Source organism: Thalassovita sp. (assembly GCF_963691685.1).
Classification (GTDB): domain Bacteria; phylum Pseudomonadota; class Alphaproteobacteria; order Rhodobacterales; family Rhodobacteraceae; genus Thalassobius.
The window spans coordinates 3,253,212-3,270,314 of the sequence record NZ_OY829290.1; the positions used below are offsets into that span (position 1 = coordinate 3,253,212).

15 protein-coding genes are annotated in these 17,103 nt (G+C 60.9%); 6 read left to right on the plus strand and 9 right to left on the minus strand.

Features of this window, described 5'->3' with window-relative positions; all coding sequences use genetic code 11:
• Positions 1 to 42 precede the first annotated feature (42 nt).
• The 3 genes from ACORLH_RS15600 to ACORLH_RS15610 form a co-directional block, all read right to left on the minus strand.
• Positions 43 to 351, minus strand: a complete 309-nt coding sequence (locus ACORLH_RS15600; protein WP_321829262.1) for a Dabb family protein — start codon at positions 349 to 351, stop codon at positions 43 to 45.
• Positions 352 to 529: 178 nt separating this feature from the next.
• A complete protein-coding gene (locus ACORLH_RS15605; RefSeq protein WP_321829263.1) occupies positions 530 to 1,636 on the minus strand; it encodes a mandelate racemase/muconate lactonizing enzyme family protein in 1,107 nt (368 codons plus the stop codon).
• A 3-nt stretch (positions 1,637 to 1,639) separates the two neighbouring features.
• On the minus strand, positions 1,640 to 3,250 hold the full coding sequence (locus ACORLH_RS15610; RefSeq protein WP_321829264.1) for a GMC family oxidoreductase: 1,611 nt from the start codon (positions 3,248 to 3,250) through the stop codon (positions 1,640 to 1,642).
• Positions 3,251 to 3,351: 101 nt separating this feature from the next.
• Here ACORLH_RS15610 and ACORLH_RS15615 point away from each other — a divergent pair, with 101 nt between their 5' ends.
• Together ACORLH_RS15615 and ACORLH_RS15620 are read left to right on the plus strand one after the other, a co-directional pair.
• The gene (locus ACORLH_RS15615) at positions 3,352 to 4,236 is read left to right on the plus strand and encodes a LysR substrate-binding domain-containing protein (RefSeq protein ID WP_321829265.1); all 885 of its coding nucleotides are present in this window, start codon (positions 3,352 to 3,354) and stop codon (positions 4,234 to 4,236) included.
• 31 nt (positions 4,237 to 4,267) lie between these two features.
• Complete coding sequence (locus ACORLH_RS15620; RefSeq protein WP_321829266.1) at positions 4,268 to 5,017, plus strand: metallophosphoesterase family protein; 750 nt, start codon at positions 4,268 to 4,270, stop codon at positions 5,015 to 5,017.
• Between the two features lie 57 nt (positions 5,018 to 5,074).
• Here the strand turns inward: ACORLH_RS15620 and ACORLH_RS15625 are convergent, their stop codons facing one another.
• The 5 genes from ACORLH_RS15625 to ACORLH_RS15645 form a co-directional block, all read right to left on the minus strand.
• On the minus strand, positions 5,075 to 6,703 hold the full coding sequence (locus tag ACORLH_RS15625; RefSeq protein ID WP_321829267.1) for an ABC transporter ATP-binding protein: 1,629 nt from the start codon (positions 6,701 to 6,703) through the stop codon (positions 5,075 to 5,077).
• A gap of 4 nt (positions 6,704 to 6,707) precedes the next feature.
• Positions 6,708 to 7,631, minus strand: a complete 924-nt coding sequence (locus ACORLH_RS15630) for an ABC transporter permease (RefSeq protein ID WP_082626390.1) — start codon at positions 7,629 to 7,631, stop codon at positions 6,708 to 6,710.
• Between the two features lie 12 nt (positions 7,632 to 7,643).
• Positions 7,644 to 8,597, minus strand: a complete 954-nt coding sequence (locus ACORLH_RS15635) for an ABC transporter permease (RefSeq protein ID WP_058244725.1) — start codon at positions 8,595 to 8,597, stop codon at positions 7,644 to 7,646.
• Positions 8,598 to 8,738: 141 nt separating this feature from the next.
• Positions 8,739 to 10,301 (minus strand): ABC transporter substrate-binding protein, encoded by a 1,563-nt coding sequence (locus tag ACORLH_RS15640; protein WP_058244726.1) that lies wholly within the window; start codon positions 10,299 to 10,301, stop codon positions 8,739 to 8,741.
• A 236-nt stretch (positions 10,302 to 10,537) separates the two neighbouring features.
• Positions 10,538 to 11,641, minus strand: a complete 1,104-nt coding sequence (locus ACORLH_RS15645; RefSeq protein WP_321829268.1) for a glycine cleavage T C-terminal barrel domain-containing protein — start codon at positions 11,639 to 11,641, stop codon at positions 10,538 to 10,540.
• Positions 11,642 to 11,860: 219 nt separating this feature from the next.
• Between ACORLH_RS15645 and gcvA the strand changes: the two genes are divergently transcribed.
• The gene (gene gcvA / locus ACORLH_RS15650; RefSeq protein WP_321829269.1) at positions 11,861 to 12,808 is read left to right on the plus strand and encodes a transcriptional regulator GcvA; all 948 of its coding nucleotides are present in this window, start codon (positions 11,861 to 11,863) and stop codon (positions 12,806 to 12,808) included.
• Here the strand turns inward: gcvA and ACORLH_RS15655 are convergent.
• The gene (locus tag ACORLH_RS15655) at positions 12,805 to 14,001 is read right to left on the minus strand and encodes an amidohydrolase (protein ID WP_321829270.1); all 1,197 of its coding nucleotides are present in this window, start codon (positions 13,999 to 14,001) and stop codon (positions 12,805 to 12,807) included. The two genes, gcvA and ACORLH_RS15655, sit on opposite strands and share 4 nt — an antisense overlap.
• Before the next feature lie 309 nt (positions 14,002 to 14,310).
• Between ACORLH_RS15655 and ACORLH_RS15660 the strand changes: the two genes are divergently transcribed.
• The 3 genes from ACORLH_RS15660 (at position 14,311) to ACORLH_RS15670 (ending at position 17,093) form a co-directional block, all read left to right on the plus strand.
• The gene (locus tag ACORLH_RS15660) at positions 14,311 to 14,895 is read left to right on the plus strand and encodes an XRE family transcriptional regulator (RefSeq protein ID WP_321829271.1); all 585 of its coding nucleotides are present in this window, start codon (positions 14,311 to 14,313) and stop codon (positions 14,893 to 14,895) included.
• 138 nt (positions 14,896 to 15,033) lie between these two features.
• Entirely contained in the window at positions 15,034 to 15,696 is a 663-nt protein-coding gene (locus ACORLH_RS15665; protein ID WP_321829272.1) for a TetR/AcrR family transcriptional regulator, read from the plus strand.
• 149 nt (positions 15,697 to 15,845) lie between these two features.
• Entirely contained in the window at positions 15,846 to 17,093 is a 1,248-nt protein-coding gene (locus tag ACORLH_RS15670; RefSeq protein ID WP_321829273.1) for an MFS transporter, read from the plus strand.
• Positions 17,094 to 17,103 lie beyond the last annotated feature (10 nt).

Consider the following 17,103-nt stretch of genomic DNA (forward strand, 5'->3'; position numbering starts at 1 on the left):
TTGGGCCGAGTGTGCCGGATTTAGCGGTCAGGGCGCAAGCGGTTAAACCTCCAGATCGAAGACCAGAATGCCGTCTTTACCGCCTTCGGCCGCCGCAACCAGCCTGGCCCCAAGCGCCTGATGCTGGGGATGATCCTGATAGGCCTGCAGGCTCTGCCAGCTGTCAAAATCCAACACAAACCCGTGCATATACCCACGTTCCATCTGTTCCGGGCTTTCGCTGCGACCCGCGGTAACCGCGCCCATGCCGGGCAAAAGATCCTGCAACGCTGGCAGGGCGGAAAACATCTGAGAAATCTCCTGCTCAGACACTTCAGCGCGGAAGTTGATCAATACGATATGGCGGATCATTGGCCCCTCCTGTCCCTGACGTGAGCCTGCGCAGCTGCGGAAGCGGCGTCAAGGCGGTTGAGAGACATAAAACCCGCCTATCCAGCCATGTGCATAACCCTGTGGATAAAATTTAACCACAGGATACTCTCCCCGTAAACAACTACAAAACATGGAAATATCGAAACAACCCACAGGATTACTCAGATAGCTCACTGACCTGATACTGCGCCCGCGACAGCCATTCAGGGGACACCTCAATCCCCCAACCCGGCGCGTCAGAGACCGTCACATGGCCGTCTTCGATGCGGTAGGGACAGGTCACAAACAGATCGCGCTGCCAGGGATAGATGTCATCGCCTTCAATGGAGAATTCCAGATACTTGCCGGCGTTTGGAATGGCCTTGAGCAGATGCATGGTGAACAGCGTCACCAGTGACAGGTTGGCGCAATGCGGCGTGCAGGGCAGCCCGGCCTTGGCGCCCATCTCGGCCACCATCAGCGTGCGGGAGATACCGCCGAGATAGAGGATATCGGGCTGGATCACATCCACCGCGCGCATCGCGATCATCCGTTTCCAATGCTGCAGATCACAATCCTGTTCCCCGCCTGTCACATCCAAATCCAAGGCATCGGTGACCTGTTTGGTTTCCTCCATCAGCCAGTATGGGCAAGGCTCCTCAAAGTGTTCGACGCCGTTTTGTTCCAGCATCTTGCCGACCTCAATCGCCTTGGCCGCCGAATAGCCCGAGTTGCCATCGACCAGAAGCGCTACATCGTCGCCCACCGCCGCGCGTACCGCAGGCACAATCGCATCGGTGCGTCCGGGCCATTGGTCCACATCGTGCCCACATTCGCGGCCCACCCGAAATTTGAAGGCATCAAACCCCTGTTCACCCCGCAGCCGTGCCAGGCGCGTGGCCTCCTCCTCGGGTGTGATGTCGCGGGTCATTGATGAGCCATAGGCCCGCAGCCGGCCCGGCGTGCCGCCCAGCAGTTCAACCACCGGTTTGCCCGCCTGTTTGCCGCGCCAATCCCAGATTGCCGTATCCAGCCCCGCCAGCGCCCGGCGCAGGTAGGAGCCGGGGAATTTATGTTCACGCTCGGGGATTTCACAGACCATTGCCTCCAGATCCTGGGTGGACCGCCCCAGTGCCCAAGGGGCGATCTGACGGTGCAACACCTGCGCGGTGATGTCGGAATTATAGGTCGAGACCTGCCCCCAGCCCTGCGCGCCATCCTCTGTCGTCAGCCGGGTGAAGCCTACGAATTCATTGGCAAAAGTTTCAATCTTGGTGATCTTCATGGCTCAACTCGCGTCTTTCAGGATCATATCTGCCGCCCGGTGGGCCAGCATCATGGTGGGGGCATTGGTATTGCCCGAGGTGATGTTTGGGAAGGCCGAGGCATCGACAACCCGCAGCCCGTCAACGCCGCGCAACCGCAGCTGCGGGTCCAGCACCGAGGTGGCCGGATCCAGCCCCATCCGCACCGTCGACACCGGGTGGAACACAGTGCCGCAACGGGCGCGAAAATCGCTCAGGATCGCGGCATCATCCATCTGCTGCACGTCGCCATACATCGGTTCATCAATCAAGGCCTGCAACGCCGGCGCTGCAAGGATCTGCTGGCATAGCCGACCTCCTGCGATCACCGCTTTCTGATCCTCCTCGCTCGCCAAGGGGTTGGCCTCAATCCGCGGCGCTGTGCCCGGATCGGCAGAGCGGATATCGATCCGACCGCGGCTGCTGGGCCGGGTGGGCTGCATGCCAAGGATAAAGCCCGGGAAAGGATCGGGGTTGATCACATTGCGGGTGCCGGCCTTGGTGGTCGTATAGGTCACCGGGTTGAAATAGAGCTGCTGGTCCACCTGCCCCTCAATTGCACCTGAGCGGAAGAAGCCGCCACATTGGTTCACCGACAACGCCAGCGGGCCCCGCCGGGCCAGCACATATTGCAATCCCGCCAATGCCTTGCCCCACCAGGGGGCCAGTTGATTGTTCAATGTCGGCTCGGTTGCGCGGAAGTAATAGTTAACGCCCAGATGGTCCTGCAGATTGCCGCCGATATTGTCATTGGCCAGCCGCAGCAAAATGCCCAGATCACGCAGCACCTGCCCCGGCCCAAGGCCAGACAGTTGCAGGATCTGCGGGCTGTGCACCGCCCCCGCCGACAGGATCACCTGACCGGCCTGCACCTCCACCCGTTGGCCGTTCCGACGATAGGCCACCCCGGTGGCACGGCTTTCGTCAAACAGGATACGTTCAACCTCGGCGCCGGTGCGCAGGGTGACATTCCTGCGCCGCAGGGCCGGTTTCAGATGTGCCTGCGCCGCCGACCAGCGGCGGCCTTTGTAGGTGTTCAGCCGGTAGATCCCACCGCCTTCGGGCTGCGGGCCGTTCATGTCATCGGTCTGCGGCAGCTGCTGTTGCTCAAGCGCGGTGAAATAGTGGCGATTGACCGGGTGGATGCGCTGACGCACGTCGGTGATCTGCAGCGGGCCGCTGCCGGCAACACGACCATCGGCGTGGTGATGGGTCTCAATCCGGTCATAGGTTTCACAGGCTGCATCCCAGCCCCACTCAGGCCCCGCAAGGCTGGCCCAATCGTCAAAATCCTGCTGCAAGCCACGGCAATAGACCATGGCATTGATTGAGCCCGAGCCGCCAACCACGCGGCCCCGCGGCCAGTAGTCCACCCGGCCCTCAATGGCGTCAGATGGGGTGGCCTGCAGGCCGTAGTTCAGCTTGGGATGGTAGAACAGCTTGCCATAGCCGGCGGGGATCTTGATCCAGGGGGACCGATCACGCGGCCCCCGCTCCAGCACCAGAACCCGATGCCTGCCTGAGGCGCTCAGCCGATCCGCCAGAACGCAACCTGCTGATCCTGCGCCGATAATGACGTAATCAAACCTGTCCACGCGCACGCCCTCCTTGGTTTTGACCAAGATGGCGCAGATGAAGCTTTTGTGACAAACAAAGAATCATTTGCCCTCGCCCGTATTTCATTTGAAATGGTGGGATGAGTTATAACCTCCCTCCCCTGCCCTGGCTGCGCGCCTTTGAGGCCGCCGCACGGCTTGGCAGTTTCACCCTCGCCTCCGAAGAACTGGCGCTCACCCCAGCCGCGATCAGTCATCAGGTCCGCAGCCTTGAGGGGCAACTGGGCTATCCGCTGTTCCTGCGCCGCAACCGCCATCTGTTGCTGACCCGACTGGGGGAAAACTACCTGCCTGCGGTGCGGCAGGCCTTCAGCGATCTGTCGCTGGCCACCACGGATGTCTTTGGCCGGGGACAGCAGGCTACGCTGCGCCTGCGCTGCCTGCAAAGCTTTGCCCAATCCTGGCTGATCTCGCGCCTGCCACGGTTCCGCGCGGCCCACCCTGAGGTGCGGTTGCAGCTGCACACCGCTGGCTGGGCGGGCACAGTGGAAAGTGAACAGCTGGATCTGGACATCAGCTATGGTCAGGGCGAATGGACCGGCGTGTTGGCCGAACCGCTGGTGCGCGGGAAGGTTCTGCCGCTGGCCCACCCCGATCTGGCCAAAACGGTGCCGGATCTGGAAACCCTGCGCCACGCCCCATTGATCGAAATCGCTGGCGTGACAGAAAGTTGGACACGGTTTTTCCACCGTCAGGGCCTGACCGATCCGCTGCCGGATCCGGCGATGGTTGTTGATCAATCCAGTGTCGCCCTCGACGTCGCGGCGCAGGGGGTGGGGTACTGCCTGGTCTTTGACGCCTTTGCCCAGCCCTATTTGGCTGCGGGCACTTTGGTGCCATCGGTCCGGGCCGCGTATCAGCAGGATCAGGGCATGTATCTGCTGCGCGCGCCGGGGCGCCAATCTTCACCGGACCTCGACAAGTTGATCACCTGGCTGCGCGCCGAGGCGCAGCAATCCGTTTGACCCTATCAACCCAAGCTGAGACGCTGCCGCCATGACCTTCGCCGTACTTGCAGACATTCATGGAAACTCTGACGCGCTGGCCGCCGTTTTGGCCGATATGGCCAGCCTCGGGGTAGAAGAGGCCGTGGTTCTGGGCGACCACTTCAGCGGCCCGTTGGAGGCCGCGCGCTGCGCCGACATGCTGATCCCGCGCGGTTTTACCTGCATTCGAGGCAATCACGATCGTTATCTGGTGACGCAGGACCCCGCTGAGATGAGCCCCTCAGACCAAGTGGCCTATGCGCAATTGCGCCCGGCGCATCTGGACTGGCTGCGCGGCCTGCCAGAGACCGCCGAAATCTCAGCCGAAGTACTGGCCTGCCACGGAACGCCCCAGAGCGACAGCCGCTATTGGTTGGAGACCGTGGACAGTGATGGATCCCCGCGCGCCGCAACCCTGGAGGAGATCGCGGCGGAGGCGCCCGCACAGGCCTATAGCCTGATCCTCTGCGGTCACACCCATATCCCACGGCAGGTGCAATTGCCCGATGGTCCGGTGATCCTGAACCCCGGCAGCGTCGGCTGCCCGGCCTATGATGACACCCACCCGGTCTATCATCGGATGCAGACCGGCACGCCGCAGGCCAGCTATGCCCTTGTGGAGAAGACAAATTCCGGGTGGCTCTGCAATCTGCGGCTGGTTCCCTATGACAGTGCGCGCATGGCCTCCCTTGCCCGCGATCACGGCAGGCTGGATTGGGCGCAGGCCCTGGCGACAGGTTGGCTGCCAAAGACCGAGTGACCATGGACGCTCACGAAGCCCGCATAAAAAAGGGCGCCCGCTTGGGGCGCCCTTTCGTTATTTCGCGGCGCGGCTGGCCAACAGATCGCTCAGCCAATCCGGATCCATCTCAGGCACCGAAGACAACAGCAGCTCGGTATAGGGATGGTGCGGTGGTTGGAACATCTCGGACTTCACGCCCTGTTCAACCACCCGGCCCTGCTGCATCACCACCACCTCATCCGCGATGGCGCGCACCGTGGCCAGATCGTGGGTGATGAACATATAGGCCAGATCAAACTGCTCCTGCAGCCGGTCCAGCAGTTTCAGGATGCCCTCCGCCACCAGCTGATCCAGCGCCGATGTGACCTCATCGCAGATGATGAACTTCGGCTCCGCCGCCAGCGCGCGGGCAATACCGATCCGCTGTTTCTGACCGCCCGACAGCTCTGAGGGCAGCCGGTCAATGTAGTTCTCCGGCTCCAGCTCAATCAGGTTCAGCAGGTCTTTGACCCGATCCTCCAGCGCCTTGCCTTTCAGGCCCAGATACATCTGCGCCGGGCGGCCGATCAGCTCACGGATGGTCAGTTTCGGGTTCAGCGCAGTGTCGGCCATCTGGTAGATCATCTGCGCCTGCCGCAGCTGATCGCGGCTGCGCGACCGATAGTCCGCAGGCAGCGCTTCACCGTCAAACAGCACCTCACCACGGCGCGGCGTCAACAGACCGGTGATCACCCGGGCGGTGGTCGATTTCCCCGATCCACTTTCGCCCACAACGGCGACAGTGCGGCGTTTGTGAATGTCAAAGCTAACATCCTGCAACACATCAACTTTGCCATAGCCCGCCGTCACATTGCGCACCGACACCACCGGGGTTTCCCCTTCGGGTTTCGGCTGTTCAGGCCGGGCGTGGCTGCGCACCGCCCAGAGCGACTTGGTATAGTCCTCCTTCGGGGTGCTGAGCATGGTGCGGGTGTCCGCCTCTTCGACCTCTTCGCCTTTCAACAGCACTTTGATGCGATCTGCCATCTGCGCCACAACCGCCAGATCGTGGGTGATATAGATCGCAGCGGTGTTGAACTGTTCCACGATGTCACGGATCGCCGCCAAGACCTCAATCTGGGTGGTCACATCGAGCGCAGTTGTCGGCTCATCAAAGATGATGAGGTCAGGCCGACAGGACATCGCCATGGCCGTCATCGCCCGCTGCAGCTGCCCGCCGGACACCTGATGCGGATAGCGGAAGCCGATCTGTTCAGGATCCGGTAACTGCATGCGGCGGTAGAGGTCCACCGCATCCGCCTCAGCATCCGCGCGGGACATGACAGAATGCACCACCGGCGCTTCGCTGTATTGATCAATCAGCTTATGCGCCGGGTTGAAACTGGCCGCTGCGGATTGCGCCACATAGGCGATCCGCTTGCCCAGCAGCCCGCGTTTGTCCGCCGCTGAGGCGGCCCGAAGATCAATGCCATCAAAGGTGATCTCACCCCCGGAAATGCGGCAGCCATCACGGGTGAAGCCCATCGAGGCCAGACCAACCGTGGACTTGCCCGCGCCGGATTCACCGATCAGGCCCAGCACCTCACCCCGATGCAGGGTCAGGTCCACGCCTTTGACGATTTCGTTCCACTGATCCTCAGATTTGCCCTCAATCCTGAGGCCGCGCACGGTGAGGAGTGGCTCTTGCGTCTTATCATTCGCCATGGGCTTACTCCTTCAATCCGCTGGCGCGGTGCAGCTGCCAGTCCACCACAAAGTTCACCGCAACCGTCAGCAGCGCAATTGCACCAGCCGGCAGCAGCGGGGTGATGTCGCCAAAGGTGATCAGCGTTGCGTTGTCGCGCACCATCGATCCCCAGTCAGCCGTGGGCGGCTGAATGCCAAGGCCCAGGAACGACAGCGCCGAAATGGCCAGGAACACAAAGCAGAAGCGCAGGCCAAATTCGGCCACCAACGGGGCCATCGCGTTTGGCAACACCTCGCGGGTCACCAGGTGCCACAGCCCCTCACCGCGCAGCTTGGCGGCTTCGATGTAGTCCATCACCACGATGCCCTGCGCCACAGACCGGGCCAGACGGAACACGCGGGTGGCATCGATCGTTGCGATCACCAGGATCAGCGACACCACCGAGGTGCCAAAGATGGTCAGCAGCAACAGCGAGAAGATGAGCGACGGAATGGCCATCAGGATGTCCACCACGCGGCTCAGGAACTGGTCCAGCCAGCCGCCCACCACCGCGGCCAGCAGGCCAAGGATGGAGCCGACAAAGAAGGCCAGCGCCGTGGTGGCAAAGGCGATCCCGACGGTGTTCCGTGCGCCATAGATCATCCGGGTCAGCATATCGCGGCCCAGGTTATCGGTGCCCAACAGATAGGTGCTGTCCCACTGCTGATACTGGCGCCCCACCACTTCACTTTCCGCGAAGGGGGCAATCAGCGGGGCGAACAGGGCCACCACAACGTAAATCAGGATCACCAGCATCCCGAAGGAGGCCGTCAACGGTGCCTTGCGCAGCTCACGTGCCATATTGGCCGGTGTGGCCAGAACCAAGACCGCCCGGAACAGCCAGCCCAATGCCAGCGCGCCCAGTGCGGTTGCAACTACCCAGAAAAGGGTCATCAGAAACGACATATCAGATCCCCCTTAACGACGGTGCATCAGACGTGGGTTCGACAGGGTCGACAGCACGTCAGCGGTGAGGTTCAACAGCACATAGGCCGAGGCAAAGATCAGCGCCACAGCCTGCACCACGGGGATGTCACGACGGGTCACACTGTCCACCATCAACTGGCCAAGGCCCGGGTAGACAAAGACCACCTCAACCACGACCACACCGGTGATCAGATAGGCCAGGTTCAGCGCCACAACGTTGATGATCGGGGCCAGCGCATTGGGCAGCGCGTGTTTCAGGATCACCCGCATCGGGCTCATCCCCTTGAGGCGCGCCATTTCAATGTAGGGGCTGGCCAAAAGGTTGATGATCGCCGCCCGGGTCATACGCATCATATGGGCGGTGACAACAAGGGTCAGCGTCAGCGCTGGCAGGAAGGTCTGATAGAGCGTCTGGCCCAAGCTGGCCGAGCTGCTGAGCCGTGCAATCGACGGGAAATGCCCGCCCTGCGCCAGCCACAGGATCAGAATATAGGCGACAAAAAACTCTGGGAAGGAGATCGAGGTCAGCGCCGCCGCGTTGGACACGCGGTCAAAGATCGAATTGCGGAAAAGCGCGGCAAGAATGCCGAGGGCCAGCGACAGCGGAACCGCCAGACAGGCCGCATAGATCGCCAGAAACAGTGTATTGCCCAGCCGGTTGCCGATCAGATCCAGCACCGGGCGGTCATTGGACAGCGATTTTCCGAAATCCCCCTGCAGGACGCCAAACAGCCAGTCGATGTAGCGGGTGTGAAAGGGTTGGTCGAGCCCGAGATCCCGGCGGATCGCCGCCACGGTCTCTTCGGTTGCCGATTGTCCCAGGACGGCCTCGGCGAAGTCGCCGGGCAGCAATTCGGTCGCGCCAAAGATCAGCAGCGAAATCACGAAAAGCGTCAGAAATCCTAGGGCAAGCCGTTGCGCAATCATGCGCCAGACATGCGCCATCTGTTGTGTCCCTCCGTCTGTTCCCACATTTCATTTTTGTGTTTTGCGCCCCCTGTGGGTGGGGCAAGGCCCGGTTGAGTGGGGCATGACCCGGCGCGTTTCCGCACCGGGCCCATATCAATCGCTAAAAAGCGGCGCGATTTACGCGAACCACCAGCGCTCAACAGCTTTGAAGCCGTCCATGGTCCAGTTCGAGGCAACCTTTTCAGGGGTTGCAACGGCGTTGGACAGGGCCATGACGTAGTTGGCGTACATCGGTACGATCACGCTGCCTTCGTCACGGACGATGCTCTGCATTTCGACATACATCTCACGACGCTTGGCGTCGTCCAGTTCCGAACGGGCTTCGGTCAGCAGCTTGTTGAAGCGCTCATGCTCCCAGTAGCTGTCGTTCCAGGATGCACCCGAGGCATAGGCCGTGGTGAACATCCAGTCTTCGGTCGGACGACCACCCCAGTAGCTGGCAACAAAGGGTTTCTGCATCCAGACGTTGGACCAGTAGCCATCTGCCGGCTCACGCTTGACGGTCAGGTTGATGCCTGCCGCTTTGGCGCTTTCCGAGAACAGAACCGCAGTATCGGTTGCACCGCCAAAGGCCGCTTCCGAGGTCGACAGTTCCACGTCCAGGCTGCTGAGGCCGGCTTCTTTCAGGTAGAACTTGGCCTTGTCCGGGTCATAGGTGCGCTGTTCCAGCTCAGAGGCGTGGAAACGGTTGGACACACCAATCGGGTGGTCGTTGCCGACCGAGCCGTAGCCGTTCAGGATCTTGTCGACCAGCTCTTCCCGGTTAATCGCGTGCTTCAGCGCCAGACGGACGTTGTTGTCGCTGTAGGGGGCTGCGCGGCTGTCCATCGGCAGCACGTAGTGCTGGGTGCCCGAAACCGACAGGATGTTGACGTTCGGTGCGCGCTCCAGCAGGTGCACAGTGCTGAGGTCAACACGGTCGATCACATCAACCTGACCGGACAGCAACGCGTTCTGACGGGCTGCGGCATCTACGATCGGCAGGATTTCCAGACCGTCGAAGTGGGCGCGATCGGACTTCCAGTAGTTCGGGTTGCGCGACAGGGTCGCCTGCACGCCGGGCTCAAAGCTGTCAACAACATAGCCGCCGCAACCGTCCAGGGTCATCGGATCGATCTTGCCGTCTTTGGCGGGCAGGATGGCCAGGTGATAATCGGAGATGATGAAGGGGAAGTCGGCGTTGCCTGCTTCCAGGGTGATGACAACAGTGTGGCTGCCGTCGGCCTTCATGTCGACGATGGACGAAACGATCGGCTTGGCGGCCGATTCACTGTCTTCGCCGCGGTGGTGGTTCAGCGAGGCGATGACGTCGCCGGCGTCCAGGGTTTTGCCGCTGTGGAAGGTCACACCTTCGCGGATCTTGAAGGTCCAGGTGGTCGCATCAGGCGAGGACCATTCGGTCGCCAGTTCGGGCACCAGCTGGCCGTCGGCGTCAATCTCGGTCAGGTAGTTATGGCGCGCGCTGGCAAAAACCTGCGAATAGGCGTTATCCCATGTGCCCGGATCCAGACTGTCCGAGGTGCTGCCGTGGCCCATGCCGATGCGCAGAACGCCACCTTTTTTCGGGGCGGCGCTGGCAGCGCGCATGCCCGCGGGCAGGATCAGCGCGGCGGCGCCCATCGCGGTGGCACCGCGCAGCAGCCCACGGCGGGTGATGCCGGACTTGTTCATCTGTGTCATTGATTTTCTCCTCTGTTGTTGATGTAGCCACCGCAGGGGATCCCGCGATGGCTGCCAGCGTGTTCCTCACCGCCGGTATCTCTGGCCCTCCGCATCTCGCGCGGCACTGCGCGCGGCAAAGGGATCTGTGCTGGGGACTATAGTAGCCCGACCTTTGCACAGCATTTCAAGGCCTTTCACAGCTGCCCTAGGGGTAGCCTGCCAAGAAAACTGAGTTATGACAATCGGATAGGGGTTCACAGAAAAGGCAACTCCACCAATTCCGCGGCCACTTCACCACCCGGTCGCTGGACCATGACCTGATCCCCGGCCTGCATGTCGACCGAAATCAGCGCATAGCCGATGTTCTGTTTCAGACGGAAAGACCACGTGCAGTTGGTCATATCGCCCACTTTGCGCCCGTCCTTTGTCAGCGCCTCCCAGGCAAAGCCCAGCGGCGCGGGGGCATCCCCCTGCAGCTTAAGACCCAGCTGGTGCCGCTTCGGCCCGTCCTCGGCGATTTTGCGCAGGGCGCGAATGCCCACCACATCGTCGTCCACATCCAGATCAACATATTGGCCAAGGCGCACTTCAAACGGGTTGGTGTTGGCATCGGTGTCCCCCCCGACCGAGACCAGACCGCTTTCAGTGCGCTCCGGCGTGGTGGGGGAACCGGGACCAATGTCAAAAGGTGCGCCTGCCTCTTTGACGATGTTCCACAGCTTATCGCCCTGGCTGCCATCCTTGAGGTAAATCTCATACCCGCCCTGTTTCGACCAGCCCGAGCGCTGCACGGCCACGGGCATGCCTTCAAGCTCGGTTTCTTTGAACCAGAAGTATTTCAGATCCCGCACCCAATCCCCAAAGATCGAGGCAACCACCTCCACCGCTTTCGGGCCCTGAACCGCCAGGGGGGAGACGTCAGGCTCTTCGATCTGCACATCAAGGCCACGCTCAGCCGCAATTGCACCGGCCCAGAACCAAATGTCGCTGTCAGCGATGGAGAACCAGAACCGGTCATCGTCATGTTTCAGCAGAATCGGGTCATTGATCAGCGTGCCGCGATGATTGCACAGCGGCACATATTTGCCCTGCCCCGGCTTGCATTTGCTCAGGTCCCGCGGGCTGAGGATCTGCGCCAGCTTGGCGGCGTCCTTACCAGTGATCTGCACCTGACGCTCCACTGCGACATCCCACATGGAAACCCCATTGATCAGTCGCCAGTATTCTTCTTCTGGATTTCCATAAGAGGCCGGCAAAACCATACGGTTATAGACCATCGCGGTCTTCAGACCTTCGGCGCGGGCCGCATTGAGGAACGGTGTCGGGCGCAGACGTGCGTTGGGAGCGATTGAAAACATCGGCGGTATTCCTGTCATTGAGTGGTCTTGATGTTGGGTCAGCAAAGGGTCCTGTCACAACCGACATATATGGGGGGTCAGCCCCTGTTGTGGTTATGGCTCTCTTGCTGCCACGCCCCCTCAACGTTCGCTTTTCGCTCCTCGAGCGCCGTTTCCGGCACATCGGCCTTCTAACGGAAAGGTCATCATGACACCAGTCTCGTTATGGGAAGGTTTTGCATGGCCCAGAAATTACCGCATCTGACCTGGCTGCGCGCCTTTGAGGCCTCGGCGCGCCATCTGAGCTTTACCAGCGCCGCGGCTGAGCTGAACCTGACGCAGGCGGCGGTCAGCAAACAGGTCAAATTGCTGGAACAATTTCTGGGAGAGCCCTTATTTGAAAGGCGTCCGCGCTCCTTGGCGCTGACCAAGATCGGCGCCGCTTACCTGCCGAAGGTGCGCGATGGCTTTGATCGAATCCTATCGGGCACCGAAGAGGTTTTTGGCGGTCGCCTGTCAGATGCCCTGACCCTGCGCGCGCCGGTGGGATTCGCCGTCACTTGGATCGCCCCGCGCCTGCGCCGCTTTACTGAGGCCTATCCGGATTGCCCGATCCGGCTGATCTCCTCGGTCTGGGATGAGGCCAGCAATGCCCCCCGCGTTGATATGGAAATCCGCTATGGCACCGGGGATTGGTCCGGTCTGGTCTCAGATCGTCTGACATGGGAGGTTTTTGAACCGCTCTGCGCGCCATCGCTGCTGTCAAATGGCCCGCCTTTGGTGCATCCCAATGACCTGCGCCATCACCAGTTATTGCATGTTCTGGGATATGAAGAAGGCTGGTCCACCTGGCTGCGCAGCGCGGGTGTTGAGGGCGTTAACCCCGGTCAGGGCATGCAGTTCGACAACTCGCTGGCGGTGTTTGAATTTGCTGCCGCTGGCGGCGGGGTGGCCCTGGGCCGGTCCTCAATGAGTGGGCCAATGCTGGACAGTGGCCGACTGATCCGCCCGTTCCACCTGCCCGTCCCGTTGAATGAAGCCTTCTACCTCACCGCCCCCAGTGGCCGGGCCGTGCACCCCAAGGCGGGGCTTTTGCGCGAATGGCTGCTGCATGAGGCCGAGCGCGCGCCGCAACGACGCCCCAGCCCGCTCACCCCGCGCCACCCGCAGCGGATGCAATCACTTTAGGATCCCGCTTCCCGCCGGCCCAGCAACAGGTCGACGATGGTCAGAAAGAACCCCGCACCGACCGGGATCAGGGCATCGGGGAAATCGAAATCGGGGTTGTGCAACTGCGGCTGATCCTCACCAGATCCCAGATAGACCATCGCCACCTCGGCCCCATCCAGCCCGAAACAGCCGAAATCCTCAGAAAACCGCATCGGGTGATCCAGCATCTCAACCGGGATGGCGCAGCTCTCCGCCGCACGGGCCGCGATGTCATTCGCCGTTGCCCCGTTGACCGTCGCAGCGAAGACATCATGCCATGTGATCTCGGCCTTTAGGCCATGCTCACGGGCCGTTGACGTGACCAGCGCGGTTGCCTGATCAATCAAACCCGCCATACCCGCATCAGTAACTGACCGCAGAGTGCAACGCAGCTCACCATCGCCGGGGGCAATGCCAAATGCGGGCTCACCCAGATTTATATGGGTCAGCGTGCAGAGGCGAAAAGCCTCATCCAAAACGCCCCCCGGCCCCAAAGCGGGCAACGCGGTCATCAACTGCGCCAGCGACGGCGCGGGTGACACCCCGTCATCCGGCATCGCCGCATGGGAGCTTTTGCCCGACAGGGTCACCTTCATCCCGCGTGAGGCGCAGGCGGCGGTGGATCGGCACAGACCCATGCGCCCCAAAGTCATGCCCGGCAGGTTGTGAATGGCGAAGGCGTAATCAGGCTTGATCGCCGCCCAATCGGCACTGGCAATCACCGCCGGGGCCCCCATCCCGGTTTCCTCCGCCGGTTGGAACAACAGGATCACCCGCCCCTTGGCAGGTCTTTTGGCCAAGCCATACGCCAGCCCATGCCCGACCCCCATGACCATCGTCATGTGCCCGTCATGGCCACAGACGTGGCTTTTGCCCGCCAGTTCGGAACGGTAAGGCAGATCCGACACCTCAGCGATGGGCAGACCGTCCAGCTCACAGCGGATCAACACAGTTGGACCAGGCGCCTGAGCTGTAAACTCCGCCGCAACACCATGGCCGCCCAGACCTTGCCACAGCCGATCTGCCCCCAGCCGGGTCAGTTCTGCCGCGATGCGTTTGGCGGTCTCAGCCTCAGCGCCAGAGACCTCAGGCCGACGGTGCAGCTGATGCCGCAACGCGGTCAGTTCTGTGACGGATTTTTCCGACAAACGCGGCGACGTGGTCAACGACATGATGCTCCTCCTTGCATCGGGTTCAGATATGGGGTCCGAGCTTGGGGTCCAGAAACCAGACTTCACCCCCACAATGCAACCAGAGAGTTCTATTTCCCCTTGCCCCCTTCGCGGCGCGTAAGTTGTTTTGAAGCCTCTAATTCCGCGCGCTTATACGGCGAAAAATTGCCGCAGTTTGTGGCAAAAATACCCCAAAACCCGCTGAAGTTTCACCTACGGCACAACCTGCATTTTTTGCCCACTTGAAAGCAGACGGGCATTGCGTCACGCAGTTTCACACTCACTTAATCCCCAAATTCAGGAAATTGCATGACCCCCCAAGTGCAGCAAATCCAACCCGATGAAAATTTGACGAAAATCGGGACAATTATCCGACAGATTCGGCACCATCAGCAAATCTCTCTCAGCCAATTGGCGAAATCTTCGGGCGTGTCGAAATCCAACCTGTCCAAGGTCGAAAATGCGCTCATATCACCAACCTATGAAACCATCGGGCGGATCGCCCGGGGCCTTGGTGTTCCGGCCGCCGCCCTGCTGACGCCGCCCACCGCGGCAGATCCCATCATCTGCATTGCCAAGGCCGACGCCCCCAGCCCCACGCCCAAGGCGGACCTGCATCACGCGCCGCTGTTCCCCGAAGGGACATCGGACCGTTTGCAATGCCAGATCTTAACACTTCAAAGTGCAAGCAGCGCGCCCGCGCCAAACGCCAGCCTGCCCAGTGCGGAGATGATGTGCCATGTGCTGGAAGGCCGCTTAACCCTGCGGGTTGAGAACGCTGATGCCCATGTGCTTGAGGCCGGCGATTCAGCCTTCCTGACCTCGCTGGCGCCCACCCAGCTGGAGAATGCCGAAGGCGCCCCAGCGCGCATTCTCTGGGTCGAAGCCCGCTAAAGCGCCAGGATAACGCCTTATATTCAAATAGGAATATCGGGCATCCCAATGGGCAGCTTTGCGCCCCCGCTGGTCTTTTTGGCGGGGGTTTGTTAGGTCTGAGGCATTCAAACTCAGAGTGCAGGCAGCCATTTTCGCATGACCGAGACCACAGACAGCGCCATCGCCCCGCGCAAAAAAGCCAAGCAACGGCGCTCGCGCGAGCGGGTCGAACATATCCTTGATACAGTTCTGACGATGCTGTCTGAAGGCCCGGCGGACAAGCTGACCACCAATGGCATTGCGCAGCGTGCAAATGTCAGCATCGGCAGCCTTTACCAGTTCTTTCCCAACAAGGAAGCGATCTTCTATGAGCTGTTTCAACGCTGGTTGGAGCAGACGCTGGCCTCCCTGGATCACGCCTATAACTCACTAGGTCCGGGCAGTGACAAAAATGACTGCGTCGAAGCCATTCTGGAGGCGCTTGGCGGCCCAACTTCGATCAACTCTACCGGCCACTGGCAGCTGCGCCGGGCCATGGGCAGCTCACGCAAGCTGGCGGAGTTGGAAGAACATCATCTGGGTCAGATTTTCCAGCGGATCATGGCGTTTCAAAGCAAGTTTGGCACCCTGCCCCCGCCTGAAAAACAACGGGATCTGGCGCTGCTGCAAAATCAGATCTGTATCGCCTGCCTGCAGGTTCTGGCGCTGACCAAGACCTCACCGAACCGGGAAAGCGTGTTGAACTGGTGCCGCCACACATTGCTGCTGGTGTTTGACCACCAGATGCTGGACCGGCCGCTGGTGGAAGAGGGGTCCTGAGGCTTCCCAAGGGTCAACAAAATATACGTAAGTAGTTGAATTAAAAAAGATAGTAAAGTTTTGTGAGTATAAGCTCATTTTTTACTAGAATCCTGACTAAATTAGTTTAGTAACCTCTTGACCCAACTCTTGGCGTCGAGGGGACTGCAATGGCATTGGCCGACACCACAGAACAGAACCAGACAGAACAGGGCACATTGGACCGCCGCATTTGGCTGGCGCTGATGGGGCTTTATGTGGCGCAGGCCATCCCGCTCTACCTGGTTGCTGCCGCCCTGCCGCCGTTTCTGCGATCGCAGGGGGTTAATCTGGCCGCCATCGGCAGTTTCGCGATCCTGATGCTGCCCTGGGTGTTCAAAGCACTCTGGGCGCCTTGGATTGACCGGCTGTCTGCCCTGCCGCGCGTTGGGCGCAAAGGCGTGGTGCTTGGCACGCAGCTGGCAGTGTTTGGCAGCATCGTTGCGCTGTCTTTCCTGGATCCGCTTGCCGACCTCAGCCTGTTTTTCCCGCTGCTGATGGTCATGTCCTTTGCCGCCGCGACGCAGGATATTGCCACGGATGGCTATGCGGTTGAGCACCTGCCACCGCAAAAACAATCCGGCGGCAATGCCATTCAAAGCGGCGCGGTGGCGCTGGGGGTCCTGCTTGGGGGTTCTGGCACCCTGATCCTGTTTGATCTGACCGGCTGGCAGTTTGCGCTTCTCAGCGCGGGCGGGCTGTCGATGCTGTCTGTTGTCGCCTTCCTTATGGTGCCGGAAACGCTGGGCCGCCGCCACCAGCGCCAGACCCAAGACCGCCCCCACCTGCGCCGGTTCTTTGCCCGCGAAGGCGCCATGATGATCTTTGCCTTTGCGCTGATCTTCCGCTTGCCGGAAGGGTTGATTCAGGCGTTGGAGCAATCGTTCCTTGTCGACATGGGCTTCAGCCTGTCCCAGATCGGGTTGATCTCCGGCGGATCGGCCGCCTGTGTGGGCCTCTTTGGGGCGGTTTTTGGCATGATGGTCATCAACCGCTCCGGATTGGCGGCTTTCTTCGTCACCATCGTGGTGCTGCGCACGGTGATCTTTGGCCTTTACGGCTATGCGGCCGCCTATGGTCTGCCACTGGAGATGCTGGTGGCGCTGTCCTTCCTGAAAACTTTCAGCCGCTACATGGAAATGGTCGGCCTTTACACCGCCTTCATGCGGGTGGCCTCGCTGGTGCAGGCCGGCACCGATTTCACCATCCTCTCCAGCGCCAACCTCTTTGTCTACATGGTCGGATCCATGCTGGCCGGGGTTCTGGCGCAGAGCTGGGGCTTTGCCCCGGTCTTCACTCTTGCCGCCATTCTGTCGGCATTCACCGGTTTCGTATCGCTACGGCTCTTCCGCAGAAGCCTCGCCAACGAAGAACAGTAACGCCCAAGTA

What these genes read in the sequence shown, in the direction of transcription:
- ACORLH_RS15600 (WP_321829262.1), bottom strand. Translation starts at nt 351, where the DNA reads ATGATCCGCCATATCGTATTGATCAACTTCCGCGCTGAAGTGTCTGAG.
- ACORLH_RS15605 (WP_321829263.1), bottom strand. Translation starts at nt 1,636, where the DNA reads ATGAAGATCACCAAGATTGAAACTTTTGCCAATGAATTCGTAGGCTTC.
- ACORLH_RS15615 (WP_321829265.1), top strand. Translation starts at nt 3,352, where the DNA reads ATGAGTTATAACCTCCCTCCCCTGCCCTGGCTGCGCGCCTTTGAGGCC.
- ACORLH_RS15620 (WP_321829266.1), top strand. Translation starts at nt 4,268, where the DNA reads ATGACCTTCGCCGTACTTGCAGACATTCATGGAAACTCTGACGCGCTG.
- ACORLH_RS15625 (WP_321829267.1), bottom strand. Translation starts at nt 6,703, where the DNA reads ATGGCGAATGATAAGACGCAAGAGCCACTCCTCACCGTGCGCGGCCTC.
- ACORLH_RS15630 (WP_082626390.1), bottom strand. Translation starts at nt 7,631, where the DNA reads ATGTCGTTTCTGATGACCCTTTTCTGGGTAGTTGCAACCGCACTGGGC.
- ACORLH_RS15635 (WP_058244725.1), bottom strand. Translation starts at nt 8,597, where the DNA reads ATGGCGCATGTCTGGCGCATGATTGCGCAACGGCTTGCCCTAGGATTT.
- ACORLH_RS15640 (WP_058244726.1), bottom strand. Translation starts at nt 10,301, where the DNA reads ATGACACAGATGAACAAGTCCGGCATCACCCGCCGTGGGCTGCTGCGC.
- ACORLH_RS15645 (WP_321829268.1), bottom strand. Translation starts at nt 11,641, where the DNA reads ATGTTTTCAATCGCTCCCAACGCACGTCTGCGCCCGACACCGTTCCTC.
- gcvA (WP_321829269.1), top strand. Translation starts at nt 11,861, where the DNA reads ATGGCCCAGAAATTACCGCATCTGACCTGGCTGCGCGCCTTTGAGGCC.
- ACORLH_RS15655 (WP_321829270.1), bottom strand. Translation starts at nt 14,001, where the DNA reads ATGTCGTTGACCACGTCGCCGCGTTTGTCGGAAAAATCCGTCACAGAA.
- ACORLH_RS15660 (WP_321829271.1), top strand. Translation starts at nt 14,311, where the DNA reads ATGACCCCCCAAGTGCAGCAAATCCAACCCGATGAAAATTTGACGAAA.
- ACORLH_RS15665 (WP_321829272.1), top strand. Translation starts at nt 15,034, where the DNA reads ATGACCGAGACCACAGACAGCGCCATCGCCCCGCGCAAAAAAGCCAAG.
- ACORLH_RS15670 (WP_321829273.1), top strand. Translation starts at nt 15,846, where the DNA reads ATGGCATTGGCCGACACCACAGAACAGAACCAGACAGAACAGGGCACA.